Source organism: Ectothiorhodospira haloalkaliphila ATCC 51935, from assembly GCF_000633935.1.
Lineage (GTDB): Bacteria > Pseudomonadota > Gammaproteobacteria > Ectothiorhodospirales > Ectothiorhodospiraceae > Ectothiorhodospira > Ectothiorhodospira haloalkaliphila.
On the sequence record NZ_KK214995.1, the window covers coordinates 142,140 to 154,710 of the forward strand.

A 12,571-nucleotide genomic window follows, 5' to 3' on the forward strand; every position below is an offset into this window, starting at 1 on the left:
GGATTGCCATGTGTCTGGCCATGCCGGTGGAAGTGATCGAATGTCTGGAGGGAGATCGGGCCCTGGTGGATCTTGGCGGCATCCGCAAGGAGATCAGCCTGGCCCTGGTGGATGATGTCTCGGCGGGGGACTTCGTGATCCTGCATGTGGGCTTTGCCATTGGCCGCCTGGACCCCGACGAGGCTGCCCGTAGCCTGGAGATGTTCCGTCAGATGGGCATCTGAAGCACAGGGCAGGGCAATGTGCCGGGCACAAAAAAGGCCGGGAGAGGTTTCCCCCTCCCGGCCTCTCAATTGCATCGGGCGATGTCCGATGCAAGAGGCGCCAGGTACTTACTTGGCGGCCTTGGCCAGGGCGTCGGCGCGGTCGGTGCGCTCCCAGCTCACGCCCAGGTCTTCACGACCGAAGTGGCCGTAGGAAGCGGTCGGACGATAGACCGGCTTCTCCAGGTCCAGCATGGTCAGGATGCCATAGGGGCGCAGATCGAAGACGTCGCGGACGATTTCCGTCAGACGGGTCTCGTCGATCTTGCCGGTGCCGAAGGTTTCCACGGCGATGGAGGTGGGTTCGGCCACACCGATGGCGTAGGAGACCTGCACTTCGCAGCGCTCGGCCAGGCCGGCGGCCACGATGTTCTTGGCCACATAGCGGGCGGCGTAGGCAGCGGAACGGTCCACCTTGGAGGGGTCCTTGCCGGAGAAGGCACCGCCACCGTGACGGGCCATGCCGCCGTAGGTGTCGACGATGATCTTGCGGCCGGTCAGACCGCAGTCGCCCAGTGGGCCGCCGGTGACGAAGCGACCGGTCGGGTTGATGTGGAACTTGGTGCCCTTGTGCAGCCATTTCTCGCCCAGCACAGGCTTGATGATCTCTTCCATCACGGCTTCCTGCAGATCTTTCTGTTCGATCTCGGGAGCGTGCTGGGTGGAGAGCACCACGGCGTCGGCAGCCACGGCCTTGCCACCTTCATAGCGGAAGGTCACCTGGCTCTTGGCGTCGGGACGCAGCCAGGGCAGGGTGCCGTTCTTGCGCACTTCGGCCTGGCGCTGCACCAGCTTGTGGGAGAAGTGGATGGGGGCGGGCATCAGCACGTCGGTTTCGTTACAGGCATAACCGAACATCAGGCCCTGGTCACCGGCACCCTGTTCTTCCGGGCGGCTGCGATCCACACCCTGGTTGATGTCCATGGACTGGGCGCCCAGGGAGTTCAGCACGGCGCAGGTGTTGCCGTCGAAGCCCTTGTCGGAGCTGTCGTAACCGATGTCCAGAACCACTTCACGTACCAGGTCTTCCAGGTTCAGAACGGCAGTGGACTTCACCTCACCGGCGATCAGCACCATGCCCGTCTGGGTGACGGTCTCCGCGGCCACGCGGGCCTTGGGATCCTGCGCCAGGTAGGCGTCAAGGATCGCATCGGAGATCTGGTCGGCCATCTTGTCCGGATGGCCTTCGGAGACGGATTCGGAGGTGAATAGATAGGTCTTGCTCATGTAATGGTTTCTCCTGGTAATGGTCTTTCAGGGTTGAAGTCGGATCATGATCCGGAATCAGGCCTTGCGGAAGCGGAAAATGCCCCAGCACAAGTGCCCGGCCTTGCCACCATCAACCCAGTGTTGCAAACCTTTCTTCATGCGTGCGATGTAATCGTCTGAAATCAGCCCCTTGAGGCTTTCCTCGCGGGATTCCAGCTCCTTGAGCACCCGCCCGTAGTGGCGCGGCAGCTGGTGACTGTGATCCTCGAAGCCGATTTCTTCAAGACCCACCTTGCTGGCGGCTTCCCGGTAGAATCCGGGGGAACCCAGGGTTTCCAGGTGGATGCGGTCGAGGATGGGCTGCAGCTTCTCCTTGGGTGCATCGTCGGTCTGCATCGGGTCGGTGAAGATGAACACGCCGCCCGGCTTGAGCACGCGGGCCACTTCCTCCATGACCTTCATGCGGTTGCCGCTGTGCAGGATGGAATCCTGGGACCAGACCACGTCGAAGCTGTTGTCCTCGGCCGGGATGGATTCGAAACTGGCGTCAAGCACGTCGACGAGATGATCCAGCTTGAGGGCCTTGTTCATCTGCCGGTCGCGCTCGTTCTCCACCTCGCTCAGGTTCAGCGCCTTGACATGGCATCCGAAGGTGGTGGCCAGGTAGCGAGCCGCGCCACCATATCCAGCACCGATATCCAGCACCTTCATGTCGCTGGTGGGTTCGCCCAGCAGGTCACCCATGTGAGCGACGGTGCGGCGGCTGGCATCCGGAATGGCTTCCTCGTCGGACTCGTACAGACCGATGTGGATATCCTCACCACCCCACACCCGGTGGTAGAAGTTATCGGCGTCTTCGCTGTTGTAGTAGTCGCGGGCAGTGGCGACGGCACCTTCATACTGATTCGTCATTATTCTTTCCCCGTATATTTTTTGCTGGCTACGTGGATGAAGAAGTCCGGTTCAGTGTCGTGGTAGGTTTCCTTGAAGTCGCCGTAGGTTTCGATGTTCTGGAAACCCACCTCGCGCATCAGGCGGCGCACATAAGGCTTGCGCAGCGGGAACATGTTCAGGTGAAACACGGACTTGTCCGGGAAGGCGTAGCGGAAGCGAGCCAGGCCGTCGTCCACGTGTTCCGGATACACCGAGACGTTGTCGCCGCAATAATAGAAGGTGTGCGCACTGGAATAACCGTGATCCAGGATGGCGTCGTAGTTGCGCTGGTCCAGGATCAGGACGCCGTCATGATTCAGGGCGGCATAGAACTCGGCCAGCGCCTTGCGGCGATCGTTTTCGTTGAACAGATGGGTGAAGGAGTTACCCAGGCAGACAACGGCATCGTAGCGGCCATAGATGTCGCGATTGAGTTCGCGCCAATCAGCCTGTGTGGTGCGCAGGATGTGGCCACGCTTGCGGCCGTTTTCGAAGGCCTTGACGAGCATCTCGGGAGCGCCGTCAACGCTCACCACGTCGAAGCCGGCTTCAAGCAGGCGCACAGAGTGAAAACCGGTACCGGTGGCCACGTCGAGCACGCGCTTGGCGCCACGCTTCTTGAGTTCCTGAATGAAGAAGTCGCCTTCGCTCTTGGCGCGACTGTCCCAGTCGATCAGATCATCCCATTTGTCGACGAACGATTCGGTGTATTCCTTCACGTAGTTGTCGGTGTCGCGACGTTCTACCGGCTTCTCGCCAAAATCCTGGTCTGTCATGGTGTTGGACATAGTGATGTTCCCCGCCATTTGAGGTGTTTGATTTGCGTTGCATCGCGCGGCGCTCAGCGCCTCCACGATATCGACCACACCGCCATGACCGGGCCGAACGATTCGACCCTGTCTGCGATGCGTGGCCGGCTTGATGCTTGCCGGCGATGGTGTCCGCCTCCACCATCGAACTCTGTGCTGGCGTGTTGCTGTGTCCTGTAGAAGAGTCGCGACCGCCCGGATCCTGCAATCACCCAAAGGGTGCGGGGGTGCGTCTTCCTTGTGACGGTTACCGCGGCCGGGTCGTGGGGCACGACCGTTTCAATGACCTTCGGGCCAAGTAGCCCGAGTGCGGAAAACCGTGGACGCCTTGTTGGCAGGTGGTCGCCCCACGGGGCGACAAAATAATATGAACTCCGACTACGTTATTGCTCGCGCCAAAGACCTGCCTGGTTGCGGCTGATTACCACACTGCATTGCGTGGCGGTCACCGTATGCACCTTCAAGGTTATGCGCTGATGCATCCTTAGTAGCTTGGGGGACTTTCGCGAAGAATGCAAGTTTGGGCCCTGGGGATTCACTGAATCTTCACGCGAGAGGGCGCGTATCTCGTCACTCATCACGACACCTGCGTGCGCCCTGGAATGCGCTATGTCGCAAACCCCACATTGGGGCAAATGCCCTGTTCTGGTGCGCTACGCCACCCGCCGCGAGGGCGGGGTGGAAGGATTAAATTGTGATCCAAAACATGAGGATACGCGAGTGCTCTGTCTTTTTTCAGCGTTGGCACGGGAATTGCCCCTACTTTCGGCGAGGTCTTACGGGGCAAGGCGCGCCCAAGGCGAGTGCCCGGGCGCAGTATCGCCCCGTCATCCATTCTTTACCAAGAGGGCAATAGTATGGCGCGAATCGGCATTTTTTTCGGTACCACCTCCGGCAATACGCGCAAGGTGGCCAAGATGATCAAGAAGAAGTTCGATGATGAAACCATGGCAAAGCCCCTGAATGTAAACCGGGTTTCGGCTGATGATATTGCAGGCTATGACTATCTGATATTTGGTACTCCTACCATGGGTTCGGGCCAGTTGCCGGGCCTGTCTGCCGATTGCGAAGAGGAGAGTTGGGAGGAATTCATGCCGACGCTGGAAGAGGTGGATTTCTCCGGCAAGACGGTAGCCCTCTATGGCTTGGGCGATCAGGTGGGATACCCGGATGAATTCGTGGATGCGCTGATGGAAATCCATGATGTGGTCACCGATCGAGGGGGGCGCGTGGTGGGTTCGTGGCCAACGGAGGGGTATACCTTCAACAGCTCTCAGGCGGTGGTGGATGGGGCGTTTGTTGGCCTTGTGCTGGACCAGGACAATCAGAGCGATCAGACCGAGGCCCGTCTCGAGCAGTGGCTCAAGCAGATCGCCCCGGATTTCGATCTGCCGGTTTGATCACCCAGGCCGCCCCGGCGCTCTCCGGGGCGGTTTTTTTAGGCCCTATCGTTGATAATGATTAGCAACACCATTAGCATGCTGGTCCTGCGTGCCTGAGGCGCATACTGGTTCCGCGAGGTTTTGCCCCATGAATTCAGAAGATACAGCCCCAACAAGCAGCATCCTCCACGGCCTGCAGTCCGTGATTGACCTGGGTGGTCCGGTGGTGGTCATTTTGCTGGTCATGTCGGTGGTGGCGCTTACCGTCATCTTCGTCAAGATCTGGCAATTCAGTTGGCTGCGTCTGGGGGATCAGCGCAGCCTCGATGAGGCGCTGACGCACTGGCGTCAACACCAGGCTGACAAGGCGCTGGAAGTGCTCGCTCGATCCCGCAGTCCTGCCGCCCGGGTGGTGGAAACAGCTATCCAGGGTCGCCGGGACCCCAATATGCCCGAGCCCCTGATTCGGGAGGAAGTGGGGCGTATCGCTGCTGGCTGGCTGGAAAAACTGCGCAGCCAGTTCCGGGTGCTGGAGGTGATCGGTAGTCTGGCACCGTTACTGGGTCTGCTGGGAACCGTGCTGGGCATGATCGTGGCCTTCCAGCAATTGGAGGCGGCGGGTAACCGGGTGGACCCGGCCATCCTTTCAGGTGGCATCTGGGTGGCTCTGATGACCACCGCCGTGGGCTTGGCCGTGGCCATCCCGGTGGTGGCGGTGCTCAATGGTCTGGAGCGTTGGCTGGAGCGGTTCCGCTATCGCCTTCAGGATGCGGTGACACAGGTCTTTACCGTGCGACCGCCGGAGCCGATCGCCGAACGTCAGGAAGAAGAGGGGCCAGCGGCTCGGCAGGCCCGCATCAAGCTCTGGAAGGGGCGGGCGGCCTCTGATGCAGATTGAACTGCCACCACCACGCCGACGGGCACTGATCAGCTTGACGCCCCTGATCGATGTGGTTTTCATTCTGCTGATTTTCTTCATGCTCGCCTCCAGCTTTCTCGACTGGAGCGCGGTGCCGCTGAGTACGCCCTCCGCTCAACAAACACCGGCGGTTGTGGATGAGCCCCCCTTGTCAGTGCGCATCTTCGTCGATTCGGGCGTGCGCATCGAGGGTGAGGCCGTGGAACGTGACGCCATCAGGAGTGTGGTCCGGCAGTATCTGGATGACCAGCCAGAGCGCACTGTGGTGGTGCAGCCCGAAGGTGGCGTGCCCCTGCAGCAGGTGGTGGATGTGCTGGATGAGGTGCGCCATGCCAATCCGCGCTCCATGAGGCTGGCCCGAGAGTAAAGTCCATGCATCTTCCCGAGTTTCCACAGCGTGAAGCGGATGAAAACCATCTCATCCCACTGATCAACATCGTCTTCCTGCTGCTGATCTTCTTCATGGTGGCTGGTGCCTTGTCTTCCCAGGATGTGTTTGATGTGGAAGCTCCGGATTCGAGCATCGAAGAAGAGGTGAACGATGAGGGCTGGCTGGTCCTGCTGGGAGAGGGGGGGCGTCTGGCCTTCGAGAATGAGGAGCTGGAGAGTGAGGCCCTCAAGGCGCGTCTCGTGGAGGCCCTGGATGCGAGTGAAGGCGACGAAACCAGCCCCCAGCCCGCCGTGCGCATCAAGGCAGATCAGGCTGCCACCACAGAGGAACTGCTGGATCTGATGGAACTTCTCAGGGATGCCGGTGTGGAAAAAGTCATGCTGCTCACCGTGCTTGGTGATCATTGATCATGCAGATTCGAGGTTTTCCATGGGTCGTTGCACTGCTCCTGGCCGTGGGGGTGCACGCCTCCGTGCTTTGGTACCTGGCGCGCACGGACACCGAGGTCGACGGCGCTGAAGCACCGGGTGAGTCCGGTGTGGTCATCGACCTGGGGCCTGCAGGCCGCACCCTTGGAGATCCGGAGGCACTGCCCGAACCGGAACCCGAGCCGGAGCCCGAACCGGAGCCCGAACCGGAGCCCGAACCGGAGCCCGAACCGGAGCCCGAACCCGAGCCCGAGCCCGAGCCAGAGCCCGAGCCGGAGCCAGAGCCCGAGCCAGAGCCCGAACCCGAGCCGGAGCCACAGCCCGAACCGGAGCCGGAGCCCCGCGAGCCCGCAGAGGATCATCCGCGGGAAGCGTCGGTCCAGGGGGAGGAAAGTGAGCATGAAGCCCCCATGGACGAGGTCCGTGACGCACCCGCTGCCGACCAGGGTGGAGGCGATCCCGCCGCAGAGCAGGATTATGCCCGGGAGCTGCGCGCCTGGCTGGAACGTCACAAGGAATATCCCCGTCAAGCTCAGCGTCGGCGACAGGAAGGGGTGGCCACGGTGCGGGTCACCATCGACCGGGATGGCAACGTGCTCTCTTACGAGCTGGAGCAGGGGTCCGGCCACGGTCTGCTGGATCGGGCGGTGGAGGACATGATCCGCCGTGCCGACCCATTACCCGCAATGCCCGCCGATATGGGACAGTCGCGTTTTACCTTCTCGCTCCCGGTCTCCTTCAACCTGCGTTAACGGCTTGTGCCGGTGGTGATCGGGATAAGGCGCGTTGAGGGGGTATGACCCCTCTGGTATCCTTGCACGCCATCCGGCGCATTCAGTCGCCGTCACCCCATTTCCAACGACTATCTCATGACTCGATACGTATTCATTACAGGGGGCGTGGTTTCCTCCCTGGGTAAGGGCATTGCTGCTGCCTCCCTGGGAACCATCCTTGAGGCCCGCGGCCTGAAGGTGACCCTGCTCAAGCTCGATCCCTACATCAACGTGGATCCGGGCACCATGAGTCCGTTTCAGCATGGGGAGGTATTCGTCACCGAGGATGGGGCGGAAACCGATCTGGATCTGGGCCATTACGAACGCTTCGTGCGCATTCGTACCACCCGCCGCAACAATTTCACCACCGGTCAGATCTACGAGAACGTGATCCGAAAGGAACGCCGTGGCGACTATCTGGGCGGTACCGTGCAGGTGATCCCCCACATTACCGACGAGATCAAGCGCTCCATTCGTGCCGGTGCGGAGGGCGCCGACATTGCCCTGGTGGAGATCGGCGGTACCGTGGGCGACATCGAGTCGCTGCCTTTCCTGGAGGCGATTCGCCAGATGGGCGTGGAACTGGGCCATGACAATGCCCTGTTCATGCACCTGACCCTGGTGCCTTACATTGCCGCGGCTGGGGAAATCAAGACCAAGCCCACCCAGCACTCGGTCAAGGAATTGCGCTCCATCGGCATTCAGCCGGACATCCTGCTTTGCCGCAGCACCCACCCGCTGCCGGAGGGGGAGCGCCGCAAGATCGCCCTGTTCACCAACGTGGAGGAAAAGGCAGTCATTTCAGCGGTGGATGTGGACAACATCTACAAGATCCCCCTGTGGCTGCACTCCCAGAAGCTGGATGAGATCGTCCTTCGCAAGTTGCACGTGGAGGCCCGGGCGGCCGATCTTTCCGACTGGAAGAACGTGGTCAACGCCATGGAATTCCCCGAGGCGGAGGTCACCATCGGCATGGTGGGCAAGTACGTGGAACTCACCGAGTCCTACAAGTCCCTCAACGAGGCCTTGACCCATGCGGGTATCCACACCTCCACCAAGGTGAATATCCGTTATATCGATTCGGAAAAACTGGAGAATTCGGAAGACGATGTGCTGGGTGAGGTGGACGCCATTCTGGTGCCGGGCGGTTTTGGCGAGCGGGGCGTGGAGGGCAAGATCGCTGCGGTGCGTTATGCCCGGGAGCACCGGGTGCCTTACCTGGGCATCTGCCTGGGGATGCAGGCGGCCGTAATCGAGTTTGCCCGCCACGTGGCCGGCCTGGAGGATGCCCATAGCACCGAATTCCGGCCCGAGACGCCGCATCCGGTCATCGCCCTGATCACCGAATGGCAGAACGCCGAGGGTCAGCTGGAGCGCCGCGCCGTGGACGACGACCTGGGAGGCACCATGCGTCTGGGTGGCCAGGACGCGCGTCTCGACCCCAAGACCCTGGTTTGCCGGATCTATGGAAACGAGGTGATCAGCGAGCGTCACCGGCACCGCTATGAATTCAATAACCAGTATCTGGAAACCCTGACCAGGGCGGGTCTGGTGATCTCCGGCAAATCCATGGATGATGCCTTGGTGGAAGTGGTGGAACTCCACGACCACCCCTGGTTCCTGGCTTGCCAGTTCCACCCGGAATTCACTTCCACGCCCCGGGATGGGCACCCGCTCTTTTCCGGTTTTGTGCGTGCCGCACGGCTGCAGCATGAGAAAAAGGCCAACCTGAGTGAGCTCTATGAATCTGTGTGATTTTCAGGCCGGTAATGATCAGCCGCTGTTCCTGATCTCCGGGCCCTGCGTGATCGAAAGCGAGCAACTGGCCCTGGATACGGCCGGAAAGCTCAAGGAAATGGCGGGTCGCCTGGGTATCCCTTTCATTTACAAGTCCTCGTTCGACAAGGCCAATCGGTCCTCGGTAAAGAGCTTTCGTGGCCCGGGGCTGGAAGAAGGTCTCAAGATCCTGGAAAAGGTGCGCCAGCAGATCCAGGTGCCGGTGCTTACGGATGTCCACGAGGATACCCCCATGGAGGCCGTGGCCGCCGTGGTGGATGTGTTGCAGACGCCGGCCTTTCTGTGCCGCCAGACCAACTTCATCCAGAAGGTGGCCGCCCAGGGGCTGCCGGTGAATATCAAGAAGGGTCAGTTCCTGGCCCCGTGGGACATGCAGAACGTGGTGGACAAGGCCCGGGCCACCGGCAATGAGCGCATCATGGTCTGTGAGCGCGGCGTCTCGTTTGGCTACAACACCCTGATTTCCGACATGCGCGGCCTGGCGGTGATGCGCCAGACCGGCTGCCCGGTGGTATTCGATGCCACGCATTCGGTGCAGCAACCCGGCGGACGGGGAAGCAGCTCCGGAGGTCAGCGGGAGTTTGTTCCGGTGCTGGCCCGGGCAGCGGTGGCCGCTGGCGTGGCCGGATTGTTCATGGAAACCCATCCCGATCCGGACAAGGCCCTCTCCGACGGCCCCAATGCCTGGCCCATGCCCCTGCTGGAAGACCTGTTGACCACCCTCAAGGCGCTGGACGAGGTCACCAAGCGCCAGGGTTTCATTGAAGATCAGTTTCTGATCGCATCCCAAGATTAGTAGAGGACACTCATGACCGAGATCGTCGATATCCATGCCCGCGAAGTGCTGGATTCCCGCGGCAATCCCACTGTCGAAGCGGACATCAAACTTGTTTCCGGTGTCACCGGGCGGGCCATTGTGCCCTCCGGCGCCTCGACCGGCTCCCGCGAGGCCCTGGAACTGCGCGACGGCGGTGACCGTTATTGCGGCAAGGGCGTGCAAAAGGCCGTGGCCAACGTCAATGGCGAGATTCGCGAGGCCTTGCTGGGGGTTACCTCGGACGATCAGGAGGCCATTGATCGGCGCATGATTGAACTGGACGGCACTGACAACAAGGGTCGTCTGGGCGCCAATGCCCTGTTGGCAGTGTCCATGGCCACGGCCCATTCCAATGCCATGGAGAACGGATATCCCCTGTATCGGCATCTGGGCGGGGAGGGTGCCAACATGCTGCCTGTGCCCATGATGAACATCATCAACGGCGGGGCCCATGCCAGCAACAATGTGGACATGCAGGAATTCATGATCCTGCCCGTGGGCGCGCCCAACGTGGCCGATGCCGTCCGTTACGGCGCTGAGGTGTTCCACGCGCTGAAGAAGGTGCTGGGTGCCCGCAAGCTGTCCACCACCGTGGGTGACGAAGGTGGTTTTGCCCCGGACCTGGACTCCAACGAAGCGGCCATCGAAGCCATCCTTGAGGCCATCCATCAGGCGGGCTTCACCCCGGGCAAGGACATCCATCTCGGTCTGGATTGCGCCGCTTCGGAATTCTACAAGAATGGCCGTTATGAGCTGGCGTCCGAGGGCAAGAGCCTGGATGCGGCCGGCATGGTGGACTATCTGTGCCAGTGGATGGATCAGTACCCCATCATCACCATCGAAGATGGTCTGGACGAGGGCGACTGGGATGGCTGGAAGCTGCTCACCGAGAAACTGGGTAACCGCGTGCAACTGGTGGGCGATGACCTGTTCGTGACCAACACCCGTATCCTTCAGGAAGGCATCGACAAGGGGATCGGCAACTCCATCCTCATCAAGCTCAACCAGATCGGCACCCTCACGGAGACTCTGGAGGCCATCCGACTGGCCCAGGCAGCCGGTTACACGGCCGTGATCTCCCATCGCTCCGGTGAGAGTGAGGACGTGACCATCGCGGACCTGTCGGTGGCCACGAGTGCCGGCCAGATCAAGACCGGTTCCTTGTCGCGCTCCGATCGGGTGGCCAAGTACAATCAGCTGATCCGTATCGAAGAGGAGCTGGGCTCGGCGGCCCGCTATGCCGGCCGGCAGGCCTTCCCGCACCTGAAGTGAGGCCTCAACGCGCCCCCCATTCCCGCGCGCGCGAGTGGGGGGCGCTGCGCGCCTGGACAGGAACATGAAGTGGTTGACCGCCCTGCTGCTGGCCTTGCTGGTGGCCCTGCAGTACAAACTCTGGTTCGGTGAGGGCAACCCGCCCGAGGTCTGGCAATTGCGTGAGACCCTGGAGGCGCAACAGGTGGAGAACCGGCAATTACGTAGCCGTAATGAGGCCCTGGAAGCCGAAGTGATCGACCTCAAGACCGGACTGGACGCCATCGAGGAACGCGCCCGGCGAGAGCTGGGCATGATTGGCGAGGATGAGATCTTCTTCCAGGTAGTGGACCGACACCGCTTCCCCGAGTACCGATGAAAGAGTACCGATGAAACCTGAGCCAAGATTCTGGGCGGTGATTCCTGCCGCCGGCGTGGGCAGTCGCATGCGAGCCGACCGCCCCAAGCAGTACCTGCCCCTGGCCGGTCGCACCGTGATCGAGCAGACCCTGAATATCTTCCTGCGTCATCCTCGCATCGCCGGCGTGGTGGTGGCAGTGAGCCATGACGATGCCTATTTTCCTTCCCTATGCCCCACCGCTGACAAGCCCCTCAAGGTGGTGGACGGTGGCGCCGAGCGCTGCCACTCGGTGTTGAATGCCCTGCGCGGCCTGGAGGCACTGGCTCAGCCTGATGACTGGGTGCTGGTCCATGATGCCGCGCGCCCCTGTTTGAGTGACGAGGATCTGGAGGGTCTGATCCAGGCCCTGGGAGATGATCCGGTGGGCGGCATCCTGGCCACCCCGGTGAGGGACACCAAGAAGCGGGCCACACCCGATGGGCGCATTGCCGCCACGGTGGATCGCTCCGACCTTTGGCGAGCCTTCACGCCACAGATGTTTCGCCTGGCCACCCTGGCAGGCGCCCTGGAGAAGGCACTGAACGACGGCTTCATGGTCACCGATGAAGCCTCGGCTCTGGAGCATGCCGGCCAGTCTCCCCGACTGGTGGAGGGCAGCGCCGAGAACATCAAGATCACCCGCCCCGAGGATCTGCGCCTGGCCGAGTTCTACCTGGCCGAGCGCAAGCGGGCATCCACGACCCGGAACGAGACATGAACCTGCGTATTGGCCACGGCTACGACGTACACGCCTTCATGGAGGGCGATCACCTGATGATTGGCGGGGTGCATATTCCCCATGACCGGGCCTTCAAGGCCCATTCGGACGGCGACGTGCTGCTGCACGCCGTCAGTGACGCCATCCTTGGTGCGCTGGCCCTGGGTGACATCGGTCGGCATTTCCCGGACACGGACCCGGCCTTCAAGGGCGCGGACAGTCGTGACCTGCTGCGGCGTGTGATGGGGCAGGTCCGCGAGCGGGGCTGGAGAGTGGGCAATGTGGACGCCACCATTGCCGCCCAGGCCCCCAAGATGTCACCCCACGTGGATCGGATGCGGGCCCATATCGCCGAGGATCTCGGGGTGGAGGTCGAGCAGGTGAACGTCAAGGCCACCACCACCGAACGTCTGGGATTCGTGGGCCGCAAGGAAGGCATCGAGGCCCACGCGGTGGTGCTGCTGACCCGGGACTGAAACGC

Annotated in this window: 15 protein-coding genes; 12 read left to right on the top strand and 3 right to left on the bottom strand. The window is 61.7% G+C overall.

All coding sequences use genetic code 11. The features are described from left to right. Positions 1-8 precede the first annotated feature (8 nt). The gene (locus tag ECTHA_RS0100625; RefSeq protein WP_025281110.1) at positions 9-224 is read left to right on the top strand and encodes a HypC/HybG/HupF family hydrogenase formation chaperone; all 216 of its coding nucleotides are present in this window, start codon (positions 9-11) and stop codon (positions 222-224) included. Between the two features lie 108 nt (positions 225-332). Here the strand turns inward: ECTHA_RS0100625 and metK are convergent, their stop codons facing one another. The 3 genes from metK to ECTHA_RS0100640 are packed head-to-tail and all read right to left on the bottom strand — an operon-like array spanning position 333 to position 3,193. After that, entirely contained in the window at positions 333-1,490 is a 1,158-nt protein-coding gene (metK, locus tag ECTHA_RS0100630) for a methionine adenosyltransferase (protein ID WP_025281111.1), read from the bottom strand. Between the two features lie 57 nt (positions 1,491-1,547). After that, the gene (locus ECTHA_RS0100635) at positions 1,548-2,384 is read right to left on the bottom strand and encodes a methyltransferase domain-containing protein (protein WP_025281112.1); all 837 of its coding nucleotides are present in this window, start codon (positions 2,382-2,384) and stop codon (positions 1,548-1,550) included. Beyond that, on the bottom strand, positions 2,384-3,193 hold the full coding sequence (locus tag ECTHA_RS0100640) for a glycine/sarcosine N-methyltransferase (protein ID WP_025281113.1): 810 nt from the start codon (positions 3,191-3,193) through the stop codon (positions 2,384-2,386). The genes ECTHA_RS0100635 and ECTHA_RS0100640 overlap by 1 nt, the downstream gene beginning before the upstream one ends. An 878-nt stretch (positions 3,194-4,071) precedes the next feature. On the opposite strand from ECTHA_RS0100640, the gene ECTHA_RS0100645 reads away from it, so the two are divergent. The 11 genes from ECTHA_RS0100645 to ispF all read left to right on the top strand — a co-directional run bounded on the left by ECTHA_RS0100645 (position 4,072) and on the right by ispF (position 12,566). Next, complete coding sequence (locus tag ECTHA_RS0100645; RefSeq protein WP_025281114.1) at positions 4,072-4,614, top strand: flavodoxin; 543 nt, start codon at positions 4,072-4,074, stop codon at positions 4,612-4,614. Positions 4,615-4,744: 130 nt separating this feature from the next. Next, positions 4,745-5,494 (top strand): MotA/TolQ/ExbB proton channel family protein, encoded by a 750-nt coding sequence (locus ECTHA_RS16380; protein WP_025281115.1) that lies wholly within the window; start codon positions 4,745-4,747, stop codon positions 5,492-5,494. Further along, positions 5,484-5,882 (top strand): ExbD/TolR family protein, encoded by a 399-nt coding sequence (locus ECTHA_RS0100655; protein ID WP_025281116.1) that lies wholly within the window; start codon positions 5,484-5,486, stop codon positions 5,880-5,882. The genes ECTHA_RS16380 and ECTHA_RS0100655 overlap by 11 nt, the downstream gene beginning before the upstream one ends. Before the next feature lie 5 nt (positions 5,883-5,887). Beyond that, entirely contained in the window at positions 5,888-6,313 is a 426-nt protein-coding gene (locus ECTHA_RS0100660) for an ExbD/TolR family protein (protein ID WP_026623415.1), read from the top strand. Positions 6,314-6,315: 2 nt separating this feature from the next. After that, positions 6,316-7,086, top strand: a complete 771-nt coding sequence (locus tag ECTHA_RS0100665; protein ID WP_025281117.1) for an energy transducer TonB — start codon at positions 6,316-6,318, stop codon at positions 7,084-7,086. A 117-nt stretch (positions 7,087-7,203) separates the two neighbouring features. Then, positions 7,204-8,862 carry a CTP synthase gene (locus ECTHA_RS0100670; protein WP_025281118.1) on the top strand — a complete coding sequence of 553 codons (1,659 nt, stop codon included), beginning with the start codon at positions 7,204-7,206 and terminating at the stop codon, positions 8,860-8,862. Then, positions 8,849-9,700, top strand: a complete 852-nt coding sequence (gene kdsA / locus ECTHA_RS0100675) for a 3-deoxy-8-phosphooctulonate synthase (protein ID WP_025281119.1) — start codon at positions 8,849-8,851, stop codon at positions 9,698-9,700. Before ECTHA_RS0100670 ends, kdsA begins: the two co-directional genes overlap by 14 nt. Positions 9,701-9,712: 12 nt before the next feature. Continuing rightward, positions 9,713-10,993, top strand: coding sequence for a phosphopyruvate hydratase (eno, locus tag ECTHA_RS0100680; RefSeq protein WP_025281120.1), 1,281 nt, complete (start codon positions 9,713-9,715; stop codon positions 10,991-10,993). 64 nt (positions 10,994-11,057) lie between these two features. Then, positions 11,058-11,351 carry a cell division protein FtsB gene (ftsB, locus tag ECTHA_RS0100685; protein WP_025281121.1) on the top strand — a complete coding sequence of 98 codons (294 nt, stop codon included), beginning with the start codon at positions 11,058-11,060 and terminating at the stop codon, positions 11,349-11,351. A 10-nt stretch (positions 11,352-11,361) separates the two neighbouring features. Then, entirely contained in the window at positions 11,362-12,090 is a 729-nt protein-coding gene (gene ispD / locus ECTHA_RS0100690; protein WP_025281122.1) for a 2-C-methyl-D-erythritol 4-phosphate cytidylyltransferase, read from the top strand. Next, positions 12,087-12,566, top strand: coding sequence for a 2-C-methyl-D-erythritol 2,4-cyclodiphosphate synthase (ispF, locus tag ECTHA_RS0100695; RefSeq protein WP_218915899.1), 480 nt, complete (start codon positions 12,087-12,089; stop codon positions 12,564-12,566). Before ispD ends, ispF begins: the two co-directional genes overlap by 4 nt. Positions 12,567-12,571 lie beyond the last annotated feature (5 nt).